Source organism: Paenibacillus spiritus (genome assembly GCF_008710135.1).
Taxonomy (GTDB): domain Bacteria; phylum Bacillota; class Bacilli; order Paenibacillales; family Paenibacillaceae; genus Paenibacillus_AQ; species Paenibacillus_AQ glufosinatiresistens.
In genome coordinates this window covers 86,642-108,854 of record NZ_VYKK01000008.1, presented here as the reverse complement: position 1 = coordinate 108,854, position 22,213 = coordinate 86,642, and the positions used below count along the sequence as shown (strand labels likewise).

Genomic DNA, 22,213 nt, shown 5'->3' with positions numbered 1-22,213 from the left:
AGACAACAAAAGGGAATCGCGTAAACAGCGTAAAGGGAAGTCGGCTCACCCGCTAAGGGATAATGAGGTGAACCCGGTCCGGGCGATCGACCCGAAGACAACCGGAGAGAATGCAGACAACCGGATGCCCGGGAAGGGCGGCGCAGTCAGAAGAGTGCTGGATGGATCGATCCGGCAAGCCAGACGGGCCAACCCGGTGAAGTCGGTGGGGGTCAAGCTGTTTCTCATCTTTTTGTGTTCGATCGTCGTCGTTGTGCTGCTGCTGGGCGTCATTTCCTATGACAAAGCCAAGAATACGATCAAGGCCAATGTTTCGGAAGCCAACCGCCAGACGATTGTACAGACATCCGAGAAGCTGGATATTATGTTGAACCTGTACGAGAAACTTGCGCTCCAGATCTTCTTCGATCCTCAGGTTCAGGAGAAACTGACGGCGCTCCGCAATTCTGCAACGCCGTATGACCAGTTCGTCGCCATTGACGCCATCGAGAAGAAATTGGTGACTCAGACGACCTCGGATAAAATGATTGTCGGAATATCCATTATTCCGGAAGATACGAAATTCCCCGTTATGAGCGGCGGCGCCAGCAAGCTTCTTAAGGAAGATCCGCGGGATGCCGAATGGTTCAAGAATCTCCAGACCAAGGTGAAGGATTACAAGCCTGTATTCCGCGAGGATTTCAAGAACCCGTATTACTGGTTCCCGGCCAGCGCAGCCGAGAAGGGAAACACCAGCATTGCCCTGATGCGCACGCTGAAGAATACAGCCGATGCTGCCAATTATACCGTTCTGTTCGAACTGAACAACACGCTCTTTGAAGATTCGTTCAAGAGCGTCTCCCTTGGCGACGGATCGCGGATTCAGCTCGTGTCCGGCGACGGAACTGTCGTGGCTTCCAATGTTCCGGAAGAAGATGCGCAGGTCTCCAAGTTCACGTTCATTGCCGGAAGCAAGACCGACAATGCGAGCAGGGAAGAGAAGGATCCAAAGGGCAACAGCGTGCTGGCGGTATTTAACCCGCTGCAGAAGGCAGACTGGAAGCTGGCCGGTACCGTGCCGCTGAAGCAGCTGGTTGAACCGGCCAAGCCAATCCTGCAGACGACTTTTATCGCCGCCGGAGCCGCCGCTCTGCTGGCTGCTCTGCTCGGCTTCTGGATGGTCCGCATGATTGCCAGACCGCTTGCCCGGCTGAAGGATCTGATGATTGAAGGTGCAAAAGGCGACCTTCGGGTCCGTACGGAGTATGTCTCCCGGGATGAGATCGGCCAGTTGTCCGCTTCTTTCAACGAAATGATGGGACGGATTACAGAGCTCGTCTCCCAGACGAATGAAACGGCCAAAGACGTGCTGGAGACGGCCGGCGAATTGGCTGGCGCTTCCCGCAAGACCGCAAGCTCGGCGAAGGAAATCGCGGTTGCTACGGAAGAAATCGCCGGAGGCGCAGGCAGCCTGGCACTGGAAGCCGAGCGGGGCAATGAATTGACCGATTTGATTACCCGCCAGATGAATGCCGTCATTGCGGCCAATCATGAAATGGATGGGGCTGCCCGCGAAGTCGGCGAATCCAGCGTCAAGGGTGTGACCCAGCTCGAGGAGCTGTTCGGCAAGACCGGCCGGACCGGCGAAGAGATTCAGGCGCTTGCCGTGAAGATGGATCATCTGAAGAGCACCGCTTCCTCGGTCATGAAGGTGCTGGATGTCATGAAGAACATTACGCAGCAGACGAATATTCTCTCCCTGAATGCAACGATCGAGGCGGCACGGGCAGGCGAAGCCGGCCGCGGCTTCATGGTGGTGGCCGACGAAATCCGCGGTCTGGCCGACCAGTCGAAGAAGTCGATTGCGCTTGTTGCCGAAATTACCGACAACATCATGAACGAGATGAACGCAACGCTGGCCGTTCTGGACAATGTGAAGCCGCAGTTCGAGAGCCAGATGTCCTCTGTCAAGAACACGAGCGAGCTGTTCGTATCGGTGCAGAACCAGATGGAGAACTTTATCGAAAGCCTCGGCCTCGTAACCGAGTCCATCGGTTCCCTCAGCCAGTCGCAGACGGTACTGTCGGAATCCATGAGCAACGTCAGCGCGGTAGCGGAGCAGTCTTCCGCGACATCGGAAGAAGTCGCCTCGCTCAGCAACGAGCAGCAGAGCATCAGCGATCAGCTCGTGGCGCTGTCCACGAAGCTCGAGAGCGTGTCCGGGCAGCTGAAGGACAAGCTCTCCCTGTTCAAAGTCTAAACGAATGTCCCGGCTCAAGGAGCCGGGCGGATGACCAATTCAGCCGTCTCTTCCCAGGAAGAGGCGGCTTTGCTTTTGAGAAGGAGGAAGATTATAGCAGGAGAACGCGGCCGCCTCTATTGTTAGTAAAAAGTTAGTGATATAATAAGGGGGTATATTCATAATTGTTAGGGGATAAGGTGGAGATTCCGTCGATGGCCAAGAAGGTTACCATGCAAAAAATCGCCGATCATCTGGGCGTATCCAAGTTTGTTGTATCCAAAGCCCTGTCCGGCAAAGGCGGTGTCAACGAGGCGACCCGGGAACGGGTCATTCAGGCGGCGTCCCAGCTCGGTTATTTTACCCAGAAGAACAGCTACCTGCAGCCTGTCGTCCGTGCCGCTTCCGTCTCACCGGAGGATCGCAGCCGGCAGTCGGTGCTGGTGCTGATGCCCAATATCCGTTCGCAGACCCAGGACTCCGTCTATTGGGGAAGAATTATCGACGGCATCGCGCTGGCGCTGGACGCGGAAGGCGTGGGAATGGTCATTATTTCCGAGCAGCGTCCGGAGCATTTCGCCCATGTCCTGAATCCGAACGGCATTCTGGGTCTGATCGGCGTCGGGCAGATTTCAACCTCGATGCTGCTTGAGGTGCGGCGAATCGGGGTGCCGATGGTGCTGATCGATCATGAAGACCCGCTGATACCGAGCGATACGGTGTTCGTCGGCAACGTGGACGCTATGGGGCGCCTGACGAACCACCTGATCGGGATCGGGCACCGGTCGCTCCATTTTATCGGCAACATCCGGTATTCGCGAAGCTTCCGCGACCGCTGGATCGGATTTCGCAGCGCGCTGGAGGAGAACGGCATTCAACCTCAAGATCAGAATGATCCGATGCTCCTGATGGAGAGCGGAGAAGAGGGGATCTTCGGGGAATCCTTCCAGCAATGGGCGAAGGAACGGATCGAGTCGGGTACGATGCCGACCGCGCTTGTCTGCGCCAACGATATGATTGCCCTGGGCGTCGGCGGCGTCCTGAGAGAGCTGGGATGGTCGATTCCGGGGAAGACCGCGGTAACCGGCTTTGACAACATTGACGACGCTTTCCGCGCTGTTCCGCCGCTGACTACGGTGCACGTTCCGAAGGAAGCGATGGGGCGGGCAGCGGTGGACAAGCTGCTGAACCGCATTCAGGGGCCGGCGGCTCCGCTGATGAAGCTGCTGATCTCGGCCGATGTGGTGCACCGCGATTCCGCCGGGGCCCCCGGAACAGAGGAGCAGGACTAAGCCGAGCGGTAATGAAATGGTTATGCGGACAACTAGAAGAAGAGGCCGTCACTTGGACGGCCTCTTCTTCTGTGTGCGATGATGCGATTCATGGGGCGTTCCGGGCAGTTAGCCCTGCAGATTGCGTTCGATCAGTTCCAGACGCTGCTGGACGGAGGCGTAGGAGCGCAGCGCGTCCTCCGGCGTGTTCAGGCAGTAGTCGAGCATCTGGTCGACGGTCGTTGTCGCGACATGGACGCGGGTATCGGAGGAAGCGTAGTAGATGTAGATCTTGCCGTCCTCAGTTGCGACCATGCCGTTGCAGAAGACAACATTGGACACGTCGCCGACGCGTTCTTCGCCTTCGGGGGCGATGAAGTGTCCGCCCGGACGGTGCGTGACGCGGTAAGGCTCTTCCAGATCGGAGAGGAAGGCGTACAGCACGTAACGCAGTCCCGCTGCCGTTCCGCGCACGCCGTGAGCGATATGCAGCCATCCCTTTGGCGTCTTGATCGGAGCCGGGCCCTGGCCGTTCTTGACTTCTTTGATGGTATGGTAATGACGTTCGTCGATGATGATTTCTTTCTCGATCACCGCATTCTCGATGCTCTCCGACAGTCCCCAGCCGATGCCGCCGCCGGAACCGGCGTCGATGAATCCGTCCTGCGGACGGGTGTAGAAGGCGTATTTGCCGTCCACGAATTCAGGGTGAAGAACCACATTGCGCTGCTGGGCGGAAGGGGACTTCAGGTCAGCGAGACGTTCCCAGGTCTTCAGATCGCGCGTCCGGGCGATACCGCACTGGGCCACTGCGCTGGACAGATCGCCGGGAGCGGCGTCAGGGTCTTTGCGCTCGGTGCAGAAGAGGCCGTAGATCCAGCCGTCCTCGTGGCGGACCAGACGCATATCATAGACATTGGTATCCGGCTCTTCGGTCTCGGGCAGTACGACCGGACGGTCCCAGAAGCGGAATCCGTCGATTCCGTTGTCGCTCTCGGCGACGGCGAAGAAGGATTTGCGGTCCACGCCTTCGACGCGGGCTACGAGATAGAACTTGCCGTCGAGCTCGATGGCGCCGGGATTGAACACGCCGTTCACGCCAAGACGCTCCTCGAAATAGGGATTGCGCTCGGGGTCAAAATCATAGCGCCATACAAGCGGAGCATGCTCCGCTGTCAGCAGCGGGTAGCGGTAGCGGTCGTAGATGCCGTTGCCGTAAGGGACTTTCTCGTTCTTGCGGGTGACCAGCGCTTCATAGCGCTCGGTCAGCTGCTGTCTGCGTTCTTCAAATACTGGGGTCATGGTTTATTGCTCCTTTGAATGGGTTTGGGATTCCAGACGCTCGATCATTTCCAGGCAGGCGCGGCTGTTGTGATAAGGGCATTTCCAGGCGCTCACCTTGGGTTCATTCCACAGCGGAAGGCGGGCTTCATCGACGCCCCAGTGCCATTCGCCTTGTTCATGGTCGACAACATAGCGGTCAATGAAGCTCCAGGCAGCGCGTGCGGCCTCTTCAAAGCGGGGTTCGCCGGTCAGCTGGTAGGCGTTGTAGAAGCCTACGACCGCTTCGGCCTGCGGCCACCAGTCCTTGTCGCGGCCAAGCAGCCCGCCGGGACCGGCCTCGTTCCAGATGCCGCCGTCTTCGTCGATGCCTTCGGCCAGCGTGGCTTCGGCCATCGAGATGGCGACCGACCGCACCCGGTTAAGCAGTGCTTCGTCTCCGAGCACTTCGGCTGCCTCGGCCAGCAGCCAGCTTCCCTCGATGTCATGTCCGTAGGAGACGTGGTCGGACTTGACGTTCCAGGCTTCGTCGAAGAACAGGAGGAAGTGCCGGCCGTCCGGAGTCACGATCTGATCGAGCATGGTCGTGATCAGCTCGGCCAGCCGGGAGCGGAGCTCTTCGGGCTTCCACACGCGGTAGAGGGCGGTATAGGCTTCAAGCACGTGCAGATGCGTGTTCATGGACTTTTTCTCGTTAAGGTCCTTGTCGCTCAGCGTCAGATTGTCGGTGCTCTCCCATTCACGGGACAGCGCTTCAATGTAGCCGCCGTAGACCGGATCGTACCCGTGCTTCTCCATCAGCCGGAACAGCTCGGTTGCAAGCTCCAGCGCATCGGCAGAGCCGGTGGCGCGGTTGTATTCCGACAGCGCGTATACCGCGAAGGCTTGGCCGTAGACCTGCTTCTTGGTCTGGGACGGATTCCCGTCTGCATCGACCATCCAGTAGAGTCCGCCGTATTCCGAGTCGATAAAATGCTGCCGGAGGTAGTCCAGCGCCCGGTCCGCCATCTTCAAATAGGCAGGATCGCCGTAGAGGCGGTAGGCGCTGGAGAAGGTCCAGAGAATGCGGGCATTCAGCACCAGGCTCTTCTCGGCCGAGGGATTGACATTCATCCGGCTGTCGATTTCGCCGACAAAACCGCCGCGGGCTTCATCGAGGGTATGCCGAATCCAGAAATCGAGAATATTATCCTTGAGTTCATGGTGAAGCTGGGCCAGCCAGTCTTCGGTTAGGGTTGCCATAATCGGAGATTCACTTCCTTATTCAGATTGAAGTTTGTGCGGTGTAAAAATCCTTGACGACGCCGGCGGCTTCCTTGCCGTACATGCAGTAATCCCGGTTGTCCGCAGCGTGCTGGCGGTCGTACAGCCGTGCCGGCCAATCCCAGAGCATGAAACCGTGAATCCATTTCTTTGAAAGGCATGCTTCGAACATCGCCCGGTAATAGCGGGCCTGCTCCGCTTCGTTAGGCTGTCCGTTCAGCGTCCAGTCATTCGGAATGGCGGCGCTGCCGCTGCGGCTCGGGCATCCCGCTTCCATGAAGAAGAAAGGCTTGCCTTCGCGTTCCACCACGGCCTGGATGCGGTCCAGCTGCTCTTCCCAGTCGTGCTCCGGATAATAGCCGCTCGAAGAAATGACATCAACGGCATCCCACCAGGTCACATTGTCCTCCTGGTACTTGTCGCAGTTGTAGGTAATCGTTCCGGAGTAGACCTTGCGGATTTCGGCAATCAGCGCCCGCCATTCCTCTGCGCGGCGGTCCGCTTGGACCGTCTCGCAGCCGATGCAGAGCAGATCGCAGCCCGTCCGTTCAGCCAGTTCTGCGTAATGGAGCATGAAGGCGGTATAAGAGGCGAACCATTCGCTCCATTTGGGTTCACACGGGACGTCTTTGTCGAAGAAATTGATATGCGCTCTCCAGGTTCCGTCTGCACAGTTGACAATCGGCTTCAGGCAGACTTGGAGTCCAAGCGATCTGGCGGACGAAATCGCCCATTCAATCTCTTCGTCGGTAACCGTAGGAGCTTCCCGGAACCGGATCTCCGTCGTATGAGCCGTGTCCTGCAAAGCGCCGAAAGCGATTGCAATCCAGGTGGCGCCGGTTTCTTCCTTCATAAGGCGCATGGACTCCAGCGCTGATTCATTGCCCCAGGTGCCGCGTCTTCCCATGGCTCCCCAGGTAACACCTGCGATGTAAGCAGAAGGCCAAGTCATGATGGATTCCTCGTTTCCTTAGAGTATAGGCCGTTCTTTGTTATAATGTTATTTGCTTTTTGTTAGTTATGAATAACAAGACACTTTATTTATAACTCTTTTCCAGCTTGATTTCAAGAATAAAAAGAAAAATAATCATAGAAGGATCAATGAAAAACGCGGTATATATGAAAGAAATGCTTTTTACTAACAAAACAATAACAATAATATAAAAAACACGAAGAAAAAGTGATGAAACCCCTCGTATTTTCGGTAAAAAGCGTCTATAATAAAGATATGGGTTGATTGAATGCGTTTGCAACTCGATTTATGTTAGCAAGTTTATAATAACTTTTTCGATAATTGACCCTAACTTTAGCCTATGGAGGGAACCCACAATGACAGAGGTTCGCATTATTGGAGGAGCGCTGCCAAACATTCCTTGGGAAGAGAAGCCGGAAGGACATGTGAAGCCGCTCTGGAGACACAGCAGCAATCCCGTAATCAAACGCAATCCCGCCAAGGACATCGCCCGAATCTTTAACAGCGCGGTTGCTCCTTATGAAGGCCGTTATATCGGCGTATTCCGCACCGAGACCGACACTACGCGTCCGCATCTGCGCCTGGGACACAGCCAAGACGGACTGGACTGGAAGATTGAAGAGAGCCCGATCCAGTTCCAGGACGAAGCCGGCAACCCGTACCAGCCCCGCTATGCTTATGACCCGCGACTGGTCAAAGTCGAAGATACGTATTACATCATCTGGTGCACCGATTTCTACGGCGCCGCCATCGGCGTTGCCAAGACCCAGGATTTCAAGACGTTCACAGCGCTGGAGAACCCGTTCCTGCCGTTCAACCGCAACGGCGTGCTGTTCCCGCGCAAGATCAACGGCAACTTCGTGATGCTGTCCCGTCCAAGCGACAGCGGCCATACTCCGTTCGGAGATGTGTTTCTGAGCGAAAGCCCGGACTTCGTATACTGGGGCAAGCACCGCCATGTGATGAGCAAAGGCGGCGAAGGCTGGTGGCAGAACGTCAAGATCGGCGGCGGTCCTGCTCCAATTGAGACCTCCGAAGGCTGGCTCATGTTCTATCACGGCGTAACCGGCACCTGCAACGGCTTCGTCTACAGCATGGGCGCCGTTATTCTCGATCTGGAGGAGCCGTCCAAGGTGAAGTACCGGTCCCGCAACTTCGTGCTCACTCCGGAAGAATGGTACGAGGAGAGAGGCTTCGTTCCGAATGTCGTCTTCCCTTGCGCCACTCTGCAGGACGCCGATACCGGCCGGATCGCCATCTATTACGGCGCGGCCGATACGTATGTCGGCGTAGCCTACACGACGGTTCAGGATATCGTGCAGTATGTGAAGGATACCCATGAGGAAGTCGCGGACGACGCCGGAATCGGCCGGCTGTAAGCGCAGCGGATAGAAGCAGGACAAGCCGGGCAGCCGGGGGATGATCCCCGGGCTGCCCGGCTTTTTTAAGAGGATTAAGATCCCGTATGAATCGCGCCTGCCCGGTTAATATCCCGTTAAAATCAGAGCAAAGGCGAGATTTCGGCCGATAAACGGGAAGATAACCGGAGAATGCGCGGTTAGGAGGGACATTCTCTCCCAGACGGTGCATACCTGCGGAATAGAGGCGGCAGCCGCTTTTTACAAGCCTGCCCGCGTCCTTGTATGATTCGGTCTAAACGGACACCGAGGAGGAATTTGTCATCATGGATCGGGGCGCTATAATCGGGATTGAACTTTTTGCCTTTCGTTCCAGACCTTCATTTAGCCGCCTGGCGCCTAGCCCGGGGCACGGGTACGTCGTGCTGAGGCTGTCTGCGCACGGTTATACGGGCTGCGGAGAATGCGCCGTTCCTTTGAACGGACAGGCGTTGGATCTGATTAAGTGGGGAAGCTTCCTGAAGGAACTCCGTCTCTCCACCCCGGAGGAAGCCTTCGCCCTGCTGATGACAGGAGAACGGGAATGGTCGCCCTGCCAGCGGCAGGCGCTTCAATCCGCCCTGTCCGGCTGGGTGCTGGCCCGGAGCGCGGATCTGCTGACGGCTGTAAGCGGCGGCTCCGTCCGGAGCGGGGCGTCCGGCTCCAAGGGCGATCGGGACCGCCCGGAGCTCTGCGCTCTTGCAGCGCTTATCGAAGAATCCGAATCCTATTATTCCATCCTCTGAACAAAGACAAGCTCCTCTCCCCGGCCAGAATCTGATTCTGCACGCGGGAGGGGAGCTTGCTTTCTTGCGGTGTGCGGCGGCCTGCTTCAGGCCGCGCTTGCTGCCGCGCATGATCCGGGTGGACGGATCAGCGCGTTACCGCCCGCAGGCGGTAGGTGCAGCTGGCGTAGTCGCCCCGCAGATCGGAGACAACCAGTCCGATCTGCATCAGCCGGTCGCCGCCGACAGCCGGGGATTCGCCGGTGGCGGTCGTCCCTTCGCGGCCAAGGGCTTCCCCGTCCGCCGCGCCGGCCTCAATCACGTAATCGCGATTCGGATCGAGACCGCGCAGGATGAGGCGCCGGATCGCCCCGTTCGGCTCGGCCAGGACGCGGAAGTAAGCGACGAAGGCTTCGCTCTTGTCGGCGCTGACGAACATCCAGGCGGTGTCGCCCCGGCCCTCAAACGGACTCTGAAGCCGATACATATCGCCCTGCTGCACGAGCGAGCGAATCTCTTTGTACTGGGCGATCTGCTTGGCGGCAAGCCGCTTCTCCACCTCTGTGAAGCGGGTGAGATCCAGCTCATAGCCGAAATTGCCGCTCATGGCGACGTCGCCGCGAATGGCCAGCGAGGTGAGCCGGTCCACCTGGTGGTTCGGCACCGCCGAGACATGCGCGCCCATGCTGCTGGCCGGATAGACGATGCTGGTGCCGTACTGGATGGCCAGCCGCTCGACGGCGTCGGTGTCGTCGCTGGTCCAGGTCTGCGGCATGTAATAGAGCATGCCGGGATCGAAGCGTCCGCCTCCGCCCGAGCAGCTCTCGAACAGAATATCCGGGAAGCGGGCCGTCAGGCGCTCCAGCAGATCGTACAGGCCGAGCATGTAGCGGTGGGCCGTCTCCTTTTGGCGCTCGGGAGCCGCCGCCGCAGAAGCAATTTCGGTCATATTGCGGTTCATGTCCCATTTGACGTACTGAATCGGCGCACTGCCGAAGACGGCGCTCAGCGTCTCGTAGAGGTAATCGCACACCTCGGGACGCGACAGATCCAGAATAAGCTGCTGGCGGCCTTCCGTCCGCCGACGTCCGGCCGCATGCAGACACCAGTCGGGGTGCTTGCGGTACAGCTCGCTGTCGGGAGAAATCATCTCCGGCTCGACCCACAGCCCGAACTTCAGTCCCTGCTTCCCGACCCGGGCCGCAAGGTCGGCCAAGCCGCCCGGCAGCTTGCGGCTGTCTTCGAACCAATCGCCGAGCGAGCTGTTGTCGCTGTCGCGCTTGCCGAACCAGCCGTCGTCCAGCACGAACAATTCGATGCCGAGCGGACCGGCCTCCCGCGCAATGGCTTCGATCTTGTCGGCATCGAAGTCGAAATACGTCGCTTCCCAGTTGTTGACCAGAATCGGCCGTTCCTTGTCCCGGTAGACGCCCCGGCACAGCCGGGTCCGGTACAGGCGGTGATAGGTGCGGGACATGCCGCCCAGGCCTTCGCCGGAATAGACCAGCACCGCCTCAGGCGTCTGGAAGGACTCGCCCGGCTCCAGCAGCCAGGAGAAGTCGAACGGGTTGATTCCCAAGGTAACTCGGGTCTGTCCGAACTGCTCGACCTCGGCTTGGGCGGCAAAGCTGCCGCTGTAGACTAGGCTGAAGCCGTAAGCGGCGCCGCGGTCCTCGTCGGTACCAGGACGAAGGAGGGCGAGGAACGGGTTGAACTGATGGCTGCTGGAGCCGCGGCGGCTCTCCAGGCGCATGGCGCCCGGCGCCAGCGGGCGGCGCTGGACATGGCGTTCCCGCGCCCAGGCCCCCGACAAATACAGCGCCTCGTACTGCGAATCCGCGAGATCGACGGATACGCTGGCGGCCTCCTCGATCCGCAGCGGCTCCTTCCCGGCATGCTCAAAACGCACGGACCGGGTGATGGCGGAATGATCCGCGAACACGGTGTAGAGAAGCGCTGCCTTCAAGCCGGAATATTCGTCGGCGAGAAGCAGCTCCAGCGTCAGAGCTTCTTCGTCCGTCTCCGCGTATACCGCAGGAAGGCCGGTCAGCGCCGGCTTGCCCGGAAGGATGCGGTAGCCGGCATAGCGGAGCTCCGTGATCCGGGAGCCGTCGGCCAGCTGAACCTGGTAAGCCGGCTGGCGGAAGTCGCTCGTGCCGTACTGCGGATATTCCTGGGGCAGCGCATCCAGCGACAGATGCGGGGCGGAGGGGTCGGGAGTCGGCGAGAACGAGGAGCGGGCGCGAAGCTCCAGCACATCCGCAAGTCCGGCATCGTGGCGCAGCAGGGGACCCCAATATAAGTGGGCCGGATAGCCCTCAATAATCCGAAGCAGATAGCTGGCGCCCCTGGATTGCAGATGGAACAGGCCACGCGCTTCGTCTACATGAATCTTCATCAATGCATACACTCCTCTTATGTGTAAAAATGAGGGAGCCGCCGTTATTTAGGCGGCCCCGAACTGCTGCGGACGATCAGCTTCGTTCCGACGATCGTATGGGCGGGCGCTTCGCGCCCTTCGAGCCGTTCGATCAGAAGCTGGGCGGCTGCCTTGCCCATCTGTTCGGGATAGGCTCGAATTGTGGTCAGAGGCGGCTGGACATAAGCCGCCAGGTCAATGTCGTCGAAGCCGACAACGGAGAGGTCGTCCGGCACGGAAATGTTCCGGTCATGCAGCGCCCGCAGGGCGCCGATGGCGAGCGGATCGCTGGCGGCGAAGCAGGCGGTCGGCCGGACCGGACCCTCCAGCAGGTCGGTCATCATCCGGTAGCCATCGGCGCTGCTCCAGCCGCCTGTACGCACGAGAGAGGGGTCGAAGAGACCCTTCTCACGGAGAATGCGTTCGAAGTGGAGACTCCGGCCTTCGCTGAAGCCTCCGCCTCCGATGAAGGCAATCCGCTCATGGCCGAGCTCCAGGAGATGATGCAGCGCCTGTTGGACGGCTTGGCGGAAGTGAAGGCGGACGGAATCGTATTCGGGCAGATCGTCATACCGGTCCACGAGAACGATGGTTCCGGGATCGGGATGAATGTCCAGAAGTTCCCGGAGTTCCATAGAACCGCCGACCACGATCCAGCCGTCACATTTACGGGCAGCCGCGGCAGGCTGGCGGCCGCGCAGCGTCTGGCCCAGGGTGAGCCCCAGTTCCTCGCATCGCAGCTCCACCCCCCGGCGGATGGAAGCGTAATAGGGATCGTCCCGCTCTTCTTCGAGCGAGCACCATAGCAGAAGGGAGACGGTCCTGCCGGCCCGTTCCGTATTCCGCTTCATCTGCTTGAGCCGCCCGGGCTTATAGCCGAGCCGCTCCGCTTCGGCAAAGATGCGGGCCCGGGTCTCCTCGCCCACAGCGAGCGACAGATCGCCGTTCAGCACGCGGGATACGGCAGCGGGCGATACGCCGGCCCCGCGGGCAATATCTTTGATGGTAGCCATTAAGAATCACGCCTTTAACAGAAGGATGGGTACAGGGGGCAGAAACGATCAAGCCAGATGATATTTAGTTAATACTTTTACTAAATCTTTATGCTCATCCTATCACTTCTTTAAAGAGCGTTCAAGGTTTTCCTGCCGAGCGGACATGACATAAGCCCGGGCCCTGATCGGAAGAGATCAGGGCCCGGGCTATGAGAACCGTATTCCGCTTCCGGATGGCGCTCCGGCTAAGGCAGAATCTTCTTATACTCATTCGGCGTTACGCCAACTACCCGTTTGAAGAGCTTGTTGAAGTATGCGGGGTCGGGATAGCCGACTTCCGCGCCGATGGAATGCACCTTCATATTCGGCTCCTGACGAAGCAGAAGCTTGGCTTTCTTGATGCGAATTTCGGTAATATACTCGGTCAGGGTAAGTCCGGTCTCCTGCTTGAACAGCTTGCTGAGGTAACTGGGAGTCAGGAACACCATTCCGGCCAGCGAATTCAGGTCCGCATGCTGGTTGTAGTTGGCGGCAATCCAGCGTTTCACATGCTCGACCGCTTTGCCGCCGAGCTCCTTGCGGACGCCGCGGATCTGGTCCAGCGCAGGGAGCAGGGAGCTGAGGAACAACTCCTCCATCTTGGCGAACGTCATACAGGAGAGGAGAGATTTCTCCAGCGTCTCCCGTTCTTCCCGCGACAACGGGAACAAATCCTGAAATTCCTTGGCCGCCTCTTCCTCGACATTGCGGCAGAAGCGGACAATTTCTTGCGGCTCGGCCCGGCGCAGCCGCAAGGCGGCAAATTGCTGCCTCAGCCATTCCGTAACCCGGTCGGTTGACAGAATTTGCAGACTCTCGCCAAGCTCCTTCCAATCGGCGGCGGTCGGCTCGGAGACGGACTCCGGCGTCGGCGCCAGATCTTCGCTGTAGGCGAAGAACAGGGAAGCGTCGCTGTATATGCCGGCATAGCAGGCCCGGCTGGCTTCGACATAGGCCGCTTTCAGTTCGCTGAGCTGGGAGCGGGAAGCGCTGGCTCCGACGTGGACCGGCGCTCCGCCGCCTGCGGAGAGCAGGGGCTTGAAGAACTGCCGGATGGCCTCGGGAGTGGGTTCTTCCGGGAAATAGCCGATCCACATCTGCAGCAGCGGCTGCAGCGTGAGGCAGTCTGTATCCAGGCCGTTGACCATCCGAAAGTGCTCGCTGCCTTCCAACATGGTCTCCGAGTTGCCAGCCCGATGAACGCAGACCGCATAGAAGGGCTGGGGGAGAGAGAGCATCGGCGCCGAAGAGTGGCTGGCCGATCCGGCGTGCAGATACGAATCCAGCAGCCGGAGCCGCAGACGGTTCTCCTGGTCGGCCCGTTCCCGGTTCTCGGTATCCAGGCGGTGGAGCAGTCCGAACAACTGCTCCTTGTCAATCGGCTTGAGCAGATAATCAACCGCAGAGTAACGGATGGCGTCCCGCGCATAACTGAACTCGGTGAAGCCGCTCATCAGAATGCAGCGGGTGTTCGGGTAATGCTCCTTGACCTTGCGAATCAGCTCCAAGCCGTCTACCTCGGGCATTCGGATATCGGTGATTACCAGGTCGATTCCGCCTCCGGACAGAAGCTCAAGCGCTTCCCGCCCGTTCTGACAGCTCCCGGCCACATGGAAGAATTCGCTCTGTTTGGAGATCATTCTGGACAAGCCCTCTCGAATCAGGACTTCATCGTCAACGATCAATATACTCAGCAACTGGGAAACCTCCTTAACTGGACTGTGAAGCGCTTATTCGGGTGCTAGGGTTCTTCTATCGAATCTTCTTGTTCAGCGTGTACCGGGAAGCGGAGGGTGACCGACGTTCCGAGGCCTTCCTCGCTTTCAACCTGAAGTCCGGCTTCCGGACCGTAGTGCATGCGGAGCCGCTCATTAACATTATGCAGCCCGATTCCGAAGCGGCTGGCTTCCTCCTCTCCGAAGTCGCCGATAACCCGGTTCAGACTGCTGTTCAGCGCTTCGAGCGTCGCTTGGTCCATGCCGACACCGTCGTCGCGTACCGTGAACAATACGAAGTGGCCGGAACGTTCGGCAGTTATGGCGATGGTGCCCAGCCCTGCCTTGCGCTCGAGCCCGTGGAAGACAGCGTTCTCGACTATGGGCTGAAAGACGAGTTTTAACACAGGCAGTTCCATCAGCGAATTCGGAACCTGAAGATCGAGCCGGAATTTATCCGGAAAACGGATTTGCAGCAGGTTAAAGTAATTGCGGACATGCTCCAGCTCCTGGCGCACCGTAACCGCCTTGTCGCTTCGGGTAATGCTGTACCGCATCTGAAGGCCCAGCATGTAGGTCAGCTTCGCGACCCGGGGATCGTCGTTGCTCTCGGCCAGCATGCGGATCGACTCCAGCGTATTGTAGATGAAATGAGGATTAATCTGGTTCTGCAACGCGCGCATGTCGGCTTTCTGCTTGCGTTTCTCAGTCTCGGTCACCTCTGACAGAAGAGCCTTGATACGAATAATCATCCGGTTGAAATGGCTTCCAAGCATCCCGATTTCATCGTTGTACTTGGGCTCGATCCAGACGTTAAGGTTGCCGTGCTGAACCTTCTTCATCAGCCGGACCATAGATTTGAGCGGCTTGGTCAGAGCATGGGAGAAGAGAGTGGCGACAATCAGAGCGAACAGGAGAATACCCAGAGTCAGCAGGAGCTGCCGGTCCCGCGTATCCTTGATGCCCGACAGAATCGCCGTCAGCGGAATGTCGACAGAGGTCACCCAGCCGGTCTGCGGCGAGACGTGATAGGCAAGAAGATAGCGCTTGCCATTCTCTTCATACTGGAAGCTGCCGCTGTCTCCTTCGCGACGGGTACGCATCAGATTCAAATGCTTGTTGGGATCGGAGCTTCCGGCCGAGTAGACGATGCGGCCCTGGTCGTCGGTAATCATGGAGGTGCCCCGGGTTACCGAATTGACCGGATCGAGAATATCCCGCAGCATGCCGACATCAATGTCAAATATAACGATTCCGATATCGTTCAGTCTGCTGGTTGATTTGATGGTTCGCATGATGCTGAAGACTTCTTTGCTCTGTCCGACATTGACAGACACAGAATGCCTGCCCTCCAATACCGGAGCGGTTCCGGCATGGGAGAGCAGGCTGCGCCAGCGTCCGAGCTGATCCGAAGTAGAGACCACGTTGAGTCCGACCATTTTGTCGTAGAAGACATTGCCGAATTTATCGACCAGGTAGACAGCGGTAATCTCCTTCTTGGTATGGCTGAGATATCCCAGAAACATGCTCATGCTGACACTCTTGTCCCAGTCCGTAACCGGCTGCTCCAGGTAATACTGAACGTCCGCGTTATAGAGCGGCAGCAGAGTGGAGCGCTTCACATCGGCGATATAGCGGTCAACCGTATCTGCTGCGTTGACGGTCATCAACTCGGCATTATTGGTGGCGCTGCGCAAATCCGAGTTGTAAGTGGACTGCGCCGAAAGAAAGCTGACTACGGAGATGGGCAGGGACAGCAGGAACACGAATATAAGAATCAACTTCTTCTCCATGGAGAGATCGGCGAGATACAGCCAACCTCTTCGGAAGAATTGGCCCGTGCGGGATATCATCAGAGTGTGGAGTCCTTTCTAGGCTTTACTTGACCGCGCCGCTTGCCACCCCTTCAAAGATGTAGCGCTGAAGGAACAGATACAGCACAATCGTCGGAAGCAGAATCAGCAGGATGGCGGCACAGATCAGATTCCAGTCGGCGGAATTGACGCCCTGGAAGCGCATAAGCACCGTGGTTACAACGCCGAGGCTCTGCTTCGGCATATACAGATACGGAATATACATATCGTTGTAAATGCTGATCGTCTTCAGGATGATGAGCGTAGCTGTTGCCGGCGTCAGCAGCGGGAAGATGACGGAACGATAAATTTTGAACAGCGAAGCGCCTTCGACCATCGCGGCTTCATCCAGGTCGTACGGAATATTGCGGATGAACTGCAGGTAGAGAATAATCTGGATAACGTCGGCTCCGATATACAGAACAATAGGGGCGCCAATGGTGTTATACAGGCCAAGACTCTTGATAATGCCGAAGGTGGCCACCTGCGTGGTGATGCTCGGAATAACGGTTGCCATCAAGTATGCGCCGAACACAAAAGGTTTCAATTTGAAATCGAAACGTCCCAGAACATATGCTACCATCGTACCCAACAAGATGTTCAAGGTCAATGAGACGACAATAATCAGAAGGACGTTTCCGAAGCCGCTGACCAAATCTCCGCGTTCAAAGACGATGCGGAAGTTGTCGAAGTTGAAGAAATTTTTCGGCAGGGCCATCGAGTTGCTCGTATTGAATTCATCGGTTGATTTGAACGCATTGATGATAACAATATACGGCGGGAAGAGAACGACGAACACGCCGATCAGCAGAGTCAAATATTTAAACAGCGATACAGGTTGAAGCAGCGTTTTTTTCATATCAGTTCTTGCCTCCTCTGCCGAGCACGAGTTGCTGAAGTCCCACGACCACAATGACAAAGAGCAGGAGAATAATGCTCATCGCCGATGCAAGGCCGTAATTGTTGTAGGCAAAGGCGGTATCAATAACCCGCATGACGTACGTCTGGCTCGCGCCGGCCGGTCCGCCTTTGGTGAGAACGAACGGAAGGTCGAATACTTCCAGCGCGCCGGTAACTGTCAGGAACAGATTCAGCCCGATAACCGGCTTCATGTTCGGCAGCGTAATCCGCCACAGCGTCTGGGCCGAGTTCGCGCCGTCGATCTTCGCGGCTTCGTAGATATCGCTCGGAATGGCCTGCAGGGAAGCGATGTAGATAACCATGTTGTAGCCCATGAAGCGCCAGAGTCCGGTGGAAGCCAGCGAGTAGTTAACAAGGCCTTCCTTGCCCAGCCAGCTGACATCGCTGTGGATGCCGAGACTGTGCAGCAGCAGGTTCAGCGAACCGTTGGTAGTATCGAAGACAAAACCGAACATAAAGGCAACGGCAACGCCGTTCATAATATAAGGCAGGAACAGCAGGATGCGGAAGAAATAGCGTCCTTTCAGCTTGCTGTTCAGCACAACTGCGAAATAGATCGCAACAATATTCTGTACAAGGCCCATTACAAAATAGGCAAAGTTATGTTCAAAGACTTTAAAAATATCGGAATTGGAGAATACCTCGCGGTAATTGTCCAGTCCGACCCATGGCTTCTCGGGGCTGTAGCCGTCCCAATTCGTGAAGCTGTAATAAATGAGCTTGATAGCCGGGTAGTACGTAAAGGTGGCCAGCAGGGCCAGCGGAATCAGGAGAAAAGCGACGATAATGATGATCTTCTGTTTCTTGTAATTCAGCGTTCCGAACACTCCATCGACCTTCTTTCTGTATGGGGGGAGATGTGGGCGACGGCAAAATGGATTACCCGCACCTGCGTATAATCCATTTTGCGCCGCTACATTGTCTGACAGTATGGTTTCAGTTGCTCAGCTGCTCCTGAAGGTTGGAATTATTGGCCGAGAACTTCTTTTCTGGCCTTGGCCCAAGCCTTGTTCCACTTGTCGAACACGCTTTCCGGGTTCTTGGCGAGCACGAATTCCTGAGCGATGGCCGGCAGGTCGATCTGAGCCTTGTTCTGAATGTCGATAACCTGTGCGTTGTCCGGAGTTCCTTCCTGAAGCACAACGCCGGTAGACTGGAATTCCTTCAGCTGCGGCAGAGCCGATTCCTTGCCCTTGATCGGGGAAATGAAACCTGCGAAATCTTCATAACCGGATTCGGTCAGCATCCATTTCAGGAATGCCTTGGTTGCGTCCATGTTCTTGCTGTCCTTGTTGACGGCATAGAAGAAGTCAGGGCTCAGAGCAGCGCGGAGCTCGCCCGAGTTATCGGTCGGCAGCGGGTAGAAGCCGATATCTTCGGCTGCGGCGCCGGCGCCGATAACCTGGTTGATAACCCAGTTGCCGAGGAAGTAGGCGGCGAACTTGCCGCTCGCTACGTCTTTCTTGGACTGCTCCCAGTTCGTGGAGTTGATGTCCTTCTCCAGGTAGCCCTTCTCGTTCAGTTCACGCAGCAGGCTGAAGGATTTGCCGTAGCCGTTGTCCATCGTGAACGGCGTATCGGTGTTCAGCTTGTCGTTCGGGAAATCAGCCTTGTTCTCGATAATGCGAGGCGCGTCGTAGACCCAGTTGTTGATTGGCCATTTGTCCTTGAAGTTGGAAGCCAGCGGAATGATGCCTTTGGCTTTCAGCTTCTCGCAGGCAGCCAGGAACTCGTCCCAAGTCTTCGGAAGCTCGGTAATGCCGGCTGCGGCATAAGCTTTCTTGTTGTACACGATGCCGGATGTGGAGTTGCCGGAAGTGATGCCGTACAGCTTGCCTTCATAAGACTTGAAGTCCTTGAATGTAATCTGGTCGTTCAGGCCGAGATCGTCCAGCGGAGCGAAGTATTTCGGCAGATCGGAGTTCGGAATCGTCGGGATGAACATCAGGTCAGGCAGCTCGCCGCTGGCCATTCTGACTTTCATCTGCTGGTTGTAGTCGGTCTGGGAAGCTTCAAATTCAATTTTGATGTTCGGGTACTTCTCATTGAAGCGTTTCACATACTCGTCGTATTCCTTGCCGATCATGTCGGTGCGGTTGGTGAGGAAGGTCACCTTGCCGCTAATGTTGGTGTCTTCTCCGGCAGGTGCAGCGGAAGTTCCTGCTGCGGCGCTCGCAGCAGGAGCGGCCGAAGCCGGCTTGCTGCTGGAAGCGGCATTATTATTATTGTTGTTGTTTCCTCCGCAGCCTGCCAGCGCAGTGGACAAACCCATAAGAATAACGGAACCTAACAAAACTGATTTCTTTTTCAATTCTTTCGCCCCTTTTCAAGTGGTTGTTAGCGTTTACATTGAAATTATATAACTCGTAAGCGCTTTTTTAAATGGATTGTATTATTTTTTATTGTCTTCGTTTGTCTTTTTTGCGATGATACTCCTATGAACTTGATAACAGGAATATAACAAAAAGCTACGAATGACAACAGAGTACAATGAAATCCATTAGACCCGGTGCTATTTTGGTTAAGTGGCTTCGGCCAAAAAACAGCACATCCATGGAGGATACCAACATGAGCCAGATTAGGCAAGTTCCGCTGAACCAGTGGCGGATGAAACAGGCGGACGAAGACGAATGGATGGCGGCTAAGGTTCCGGGCTGCGTGCATACCGATCTGCTGCGAAACGGCAAAATTCCCGACCCTTTCAGAGGAACGAATGAACAGGATCTGCAATGGATTGAACAGAAGAATTGGGAGTACGTCTCCGAATTCGAATTGCCCGATGGCGCCGCCGGCTGCGATTGGGCCGAACTGGTCTTCAAGGGTCTCGATACGTATGCGGAATGCTGGTTGAACGGGATTTCCCTTCTTCAGGCGGACAATATGTTCCGCGAATGGACGGTCGATGTCCGTGATGCGCTGCAGACCGGCACGAATACGCTTCGGGTACTGTTCCGCTCGCCGGTCGGGATGGACCTTCCGAAGCTGCGCGGGCTGGGCTATCCTCTGCCGGCTACCAATGACCAGAGCGAGCTCGGCGGCCTTGGAGAAGACCGCATCAGTATTTTTGCCCGAAAAGCTCCATATCATTATGGATGGGATTGGGGTCCCCGATTCGTAACGGCCGGAATCTGGCGGGAAGCTTATCTCAATCTTGGAAACGGCGTGGAAATAAACGACATATATATGAAGCAAAAATCGGTTACGGCCGAACGCGCAGACTTGACGGCCGTTGTGGAGCTGCGTTCCGCTGCCGGCCGCGCCGGAACTCTTCGCGTGGCGGCAGACGGTGTTGTCCGGGAACAGCGGGTCCGGCTTGAGCCGGGTCATCAGACGCTTAAGCTGGACATCGAGCTGCCCAAGCCCCGTCTCTGGTGGTCCCGCGGATTAGGGGAGCCTGCGATGACGGATTTTGCAATCGCTTTTGTGGGCGACGACGGAACGGAAGCAACCGCGCAGGCGCGGACGGGCCTGCGCGAAATCCGGATGATCCGGGAACCGGATGAGCAGGGTGCTTCCTTCTATTTCATGCTGAACGGCGTTCCGGTCTTCGCCAAGGGAGCGAACCATATCCCCAATGACAGCTTCCCGTCGGAAGTAACGGAGGAGCGTTACCGGTACGAAATCGCTTCGGCCGCCTACTCCGGCATGAATATGATCCGGGTATGGGGCGGCGGGTATTATGAAGACGATGCTTTCTACCGGCTGTGCGACGAATATGGACTCCTGGTATGGCAGGACTTCATGTTCGCATGCAGCATGTATCCGGGCAATCCCGAATTTCTGGAGAGCGTGCGTCAGGAAGCGGTATACAATATTAAAAGACTCCGCAACCATCCCTGCCTCGCCCTCTGGTGCGGCAATAACGAGATCGACTCCGCCTGGGCGCATTACGGCGAGGATATGGGCTGGGGCTGGAAGAAGGACTACAACCAGGAGCAGCGGGAAGAGATCTGGGCGGCTTATGAAGCGATCTTCCACATGATCCTGCCCCAGACTTTGAAGGCGCTTCACCAGGATGTCGCCTACTGGCCTTCTTCCCCGCTGCGCGGGCTGACCGGCGACGACCGCCAGCATGCCATTGCTATCGCATCCGAAGGAGACGTTCATTATTGGGGCGTCTGGCATGCGGACGAGCCGTTCGAGAATTACAATGTCAAAGTGGGGCGGTTCATGAGCGAGTACGGCTTCCAGTCATTCCCTGAAATTGATACCGTGCTGCGCTACGCGGAGGAAGAGGATCTGGAGCTGGAGTCTCCGGTTATGACGGCCCACCAGAAGAACGGCACCGGCAATATCAAAATCAAATCCTATATGGAACGCTATTTGCCCGAACCGAAGGATTTCAGGGGATTCCTCTACTTGAGCCAGGTTCTTCAGGCCGAGGGCATCCGGGTTGCCATCGAGAGCCATCGCCGCCATAAGCCTTACTGCATGGGCACCCTGTACTGGCAGCTGAACGACTGCTGGCCTGTAGCCTCCTGGGCGGGAATCGATTATTACGGCCGCTGGAAAGCGCTGCAGTACGCCGTGCGCCGCAGTTTCCGGGAGATTATTCTGTCTGTGGTGGAGCAGGAGACCGGAGCCCTGGACGTGTACGCCGTATCCGACCGCCGCACTCCGGTGGAAGGAGAGCTGCGGATTGCGCTGCATGATGCCCGCGGCGGCTTGCTGCAGGAGCGGACCCTGCCGGCAGCGTTGGATGCGGATGTGTCGGCATTGCTGTGCAGTCTGCCGGCGGGCAAATGGCAGGCCGGACGGAAGAGAGAGGATATTATCGTCCACCTCTCGCTGAGCGAAGGCGAAGAACTGCTGGATGAGAAGATCTTCTTCGGAGCCTCGGCCCGGGATCAGCGGGACGAGCGTCCCAAGATCGAAGTGAAAGAGACGCTTACCCCGGACGGAGCCGTCTACACGGTCTCGACCAATCTTCCGGCCCGCAGCGTCCGGCTGACCAGCAGCAGCGAAGGGTTCTTCACGGACAACTTCTTTGACCTGCTGCCGGGAGAGCCCCGAACCGTCGGATTCCTGCGCCGCTGCGGATTGGAGGAGAGCGAGGCGTTGGCTCCGGCCCGCGCAGCGGACGTTGCGGCTCATTCCATGGCGGATTTTATCGCGGAAGCGGTCCGCTAGATCTCTGTCATCG

Annotated in this window: 15 protein-coding genes; 5 read left to right on the top strand and 10 right to left on the bottom strand. The window is 57.2% G+C overall.

Annotated features, from left to right (window positions below):
- Nucleotides 1-67: 67 nt before the first annotated feature.
- Nucleotides 68-2,239 (top strand): methyl-accepting chemotaxis protein, encoded by a 2,172-nt coding sequence (locus F4V43_RS07925; protein WP_191089521.1) that lies wholly within the window; start codon nt 68-70, stop codon nt 2,237-2,239.
- 194 nt (nt 2,240-2,433) lie between these two features.
- Complete coding sequence (locus tag F4V43_RS07920; RefSeq protein WP_150457832.1) at nt 2,434-3,510, top strand: LacI family DNA-binding transcriptional regulator; 1,077 nt, start codon at nt 2,434-2,436, stop codon at nt 3,508-3,510.
- A gap of 108 nt (nt 3,511-3,618) precedes the next feature.
- On the opposite strand, the gene F4V43_RS07915 is transcribed toward F4V43_RS07920, so the two are convergent.
- From F4V43_RS07915 to F4V43_RS07905, 3 genes are read right to left on the bottom strand one after another with little or no spacing between them, the layout of a single operon-like run.
- Complete coding sequence (locus F4V43_RS07915) at nt 3,619-4,791, bottom strand: glycosidase (RefSeq protein ID WP_150457701.1); 1,173 nt, start codon at nt 4,789-4,791, stop codon at nt 3,619-3,621.
- Nucleotides 4,792-4,794: 3 nt separating this feature from the next.
- Nucleotides 4,795-6,012 (bottom strand): AGE family epimerase/isomerase, encoded by a 1,218-nt coding sequence (locus F4V43_RS07910; protein ID WP_150457700.1) that lies wholly within the window; start codon nt 6,010-6,012, stop codon nt 4,795-4,797.
- Nucleotides 6,013-6,034: 22 nt separating this feature from the next.
- Nucleotides 6,035-6,985, bottom strand: a complete 951-nt coding sequence (locus F4V43_RS07905) for a glycoside hydrolase family 113 (RefSeq protein ID WP_150457699.1) — start codon at nt 6,983-6,985, stop codon at nt 6,035-6,037.
- Between the two features lie 377 nt (nt 6,986-7,362).
- Between F4V43_RS07905 and F4V43_RS07900 the strand changes: the two genes are divergently transcribed.
- Both F4V43_RS07900 and F4V43_RS07895 read left to right on the top strand, forming a co-directional pair.
- Nucleotides 7,363-8,385, top strand: a complete 1,023-nt coding sequence (locus F4V43_RS07900; protein WP_150457698.1) for a glycoside hydrolase family 130 protein — start codon at nt 7,363-7,365, stop codon at nt 8,383-8,385.
- Nucleotides 8,386-8,690: 305 nt separating this feature from the next.
- A complete protein-coding gene (locus tag F4V43_RS07895; RefSeq protein WP_150457697.1) occupies nt 8,691-9,149 on the top strand; it encodes a hypothetical protein in 459 nt (152 codons plus the stop codon).
- Between the two features lie 127 nt (nt 9,150-9,276).
- Here the strand turns inward: F4V43_RS07895 and F4V43_RS07890 are convergent, their stop codons facing one another.
- The 7 genes from F4V43_RS07890 to F4V43_RS07860 form a co-directional block, all read right to left on the bottom strand.
- Nucleotides 9,277-11,526 (bottom strand): alpha-galactosidase, encoded by a 2,250-nt coding sequence (locus tag F4V43_RS07890; RefSeq protein ID WP_150457696.1) that lies wholly within the window; start codon nt 11,524-11,526, stop codon nt 9,277-9,279.
- Between the two features lie 44 nt (nt 11,527-11,570).
- Complete coding sequence (locus F4V43_RS07885) at nt 11,571-12,560, bottom strand: LacI family DNA-binding transcriptional regulator (RefSeq protein ID WP_150457695.1); 990 nt, start codon at nt 12,558-12,560, stop codon at nt 11,571-11,573.
- A 227-nt stretch (nt 12,561-12,787) separates the two neighbouring features.
- Nucleotides 12,788-14,278, bottom strand: coding sequence for a response regulator (locus F4V43_RS07880; RefSeq protein ID WP_150457694.1), 1,491 nt, complete (start codon nt 14,276-14,278; stop codon nt 12,788-12,790).
- Nucleotides 14,279-14,322: 44 nt separating this feature from the next.
- Nucleotides 14,323-16,149: a sensor histidine kinase gene (locus F4V43_RS07875; protein ID WP_150457693.1), complete on the bottom strand. Its 1,827-nt coding sequence runs from the start codon at nt 16,147-16,149 to the stop codon at nt 14,323-14,325.
- Nucleotides 16,150-16,174: 25 nt separating this feature from the next.
- Nucleotides 16,175-17,008, bottom strand: coding sequence for a carbohydrate ABC transporter permease (locus F4V43_RS07870; protein ID WP_150457692.1), 834 nt, complete (start codon nt 17,006-17,008; stop codon nt 16,175-16,177).
- A 1-nt stretch (nt 17,009) separates the two neighbouring features.
- Complete coding sequence (locus tag F4V43_RS07865) at nt 17,010-17,897, bottom strand: carbohydrate ABC transporter permease (RefSeq protein ID WP_150457691.1); 888 nt, start codon at nt 17,895-17,897, stop codon at nt 17,010-17,012.
- 140 nt (nt 17,898-18,037) lie between these two features.
- Nucleotides 18,038-19,342 (bottom strand): ABC transporter substrate-binding protein, encoded by a 1,305-nt coding sequence (locus F4V43_RS07860; RefSeq protein ID WP_223879817.1) that lies wholly within the window; start codon nt 19,340-19,342, stop codon nt 18,038-18,040.
- Nucleotides 19,343-19,638: 296 nt separating this feature from the next.
- Here F4V43_RS07860 and F4V43_RS07855 point away from each other — a divergent pair, with 296 nt between their 5' ends.
- On the top strand, nt 19,639-22,200 hold the full coding sequence (locus F4V43_RS07855; protein ID WP_150457689.1) for a beta-mannosidase: 2,562 nt from the start codon (nt 19,639-19,641) through the stop codon (nt 22,198-22,200).
- The last annotated feature ends 13 nt before the right edge of the window (nt 22,201-22,213 follow it).

Bases quoted from the DNA above. Each gene is read 5' to 3' on its own strand.
- F4V43_RS07920 (WP_150457832.1), top strand. From the start codon at position 2,434: ATGGCCAAGAAGGTTACCATGCAAAAAATCGCCGATCATCTGGGCGTA.
- F4V43_RS07915 (WP_150457701.1), bottom strand. From the start codon at position 4,791: ATGACCCCAGTATTTGAAGAACGCAGACAGCAGCTGACCGAGCGCTAT.
- F4V43_RS07910 (WP_150457700.1), bottom strand. From the start codon at position 6,012: ATGGCAACCCTAACCGAAGACTGGCTGGCCCAGCTTCACCATGAACTC.
- F4V43_RS07905 (WP_150457699.1), bottom strand. From the start codon at position 6,985: ATGACTTGGCCTTCTGCTTACATCGCAGGTGTTACCTGGGGAGCCATG.
- F4V43_RS07900 (WP_150457698.1), top strand. From the start codon at position 7,363: ATGACAGAGGTTCGCATTATTGGAGGAGCGCTGCCAAACATTCCTTGG.
- F4V43_RS07895 (WP_150457697.1), top strand. From the start codon at position 8,691: ATGGATCGGGGCGCTATAATCGGGATTGAACTTTTTGCCTTTCGTTCC.
- F4V43_RS07890 (WP_150457696.1), bottom strand. From the start codon at position 11,526: ATGAAGATTCATGTAGACGAAGCGCGTGGCCTGTTCCATCTGCAATCC.
- F4V43_RS07885 (WP_150457695.1), bottom strand. From the start codon at position 12,560: ATGGCTACCATCAAAGATATTGCCCGCGGGGCCGGCGTATCGCCCGCT.
- F4V43_RS07875 (WP_150457693.1), bottom strand. From the start codon at position 16,149: ATGATATCCCGCACGGGCCAATTCTTCCGAAGAGGTTGGCTGTATCTC.
- F4V43_RS07870 (WP_150457692.1), bottom strand. From the start codon at position 17,008: ATGAAAAAAACGCTGCTTCAACCTGTATCGCTGTTTAAATATTTGACT.
- F4V43_RS07860 (WP_223879817.1), bottom strand. From the start codon at position 19,342: ATGGGTTTGTCCACTGCGCTGGCAGGCTGCGGAGGAAACAACAACAAT.
- F4V43_RS07855 (WP_150457689.1), top strand. From the start codon at position 19,639: ATGAGCCAGATTAGGCAAGTTCCGCTGAACCAGTGGCGGATGAAACAG.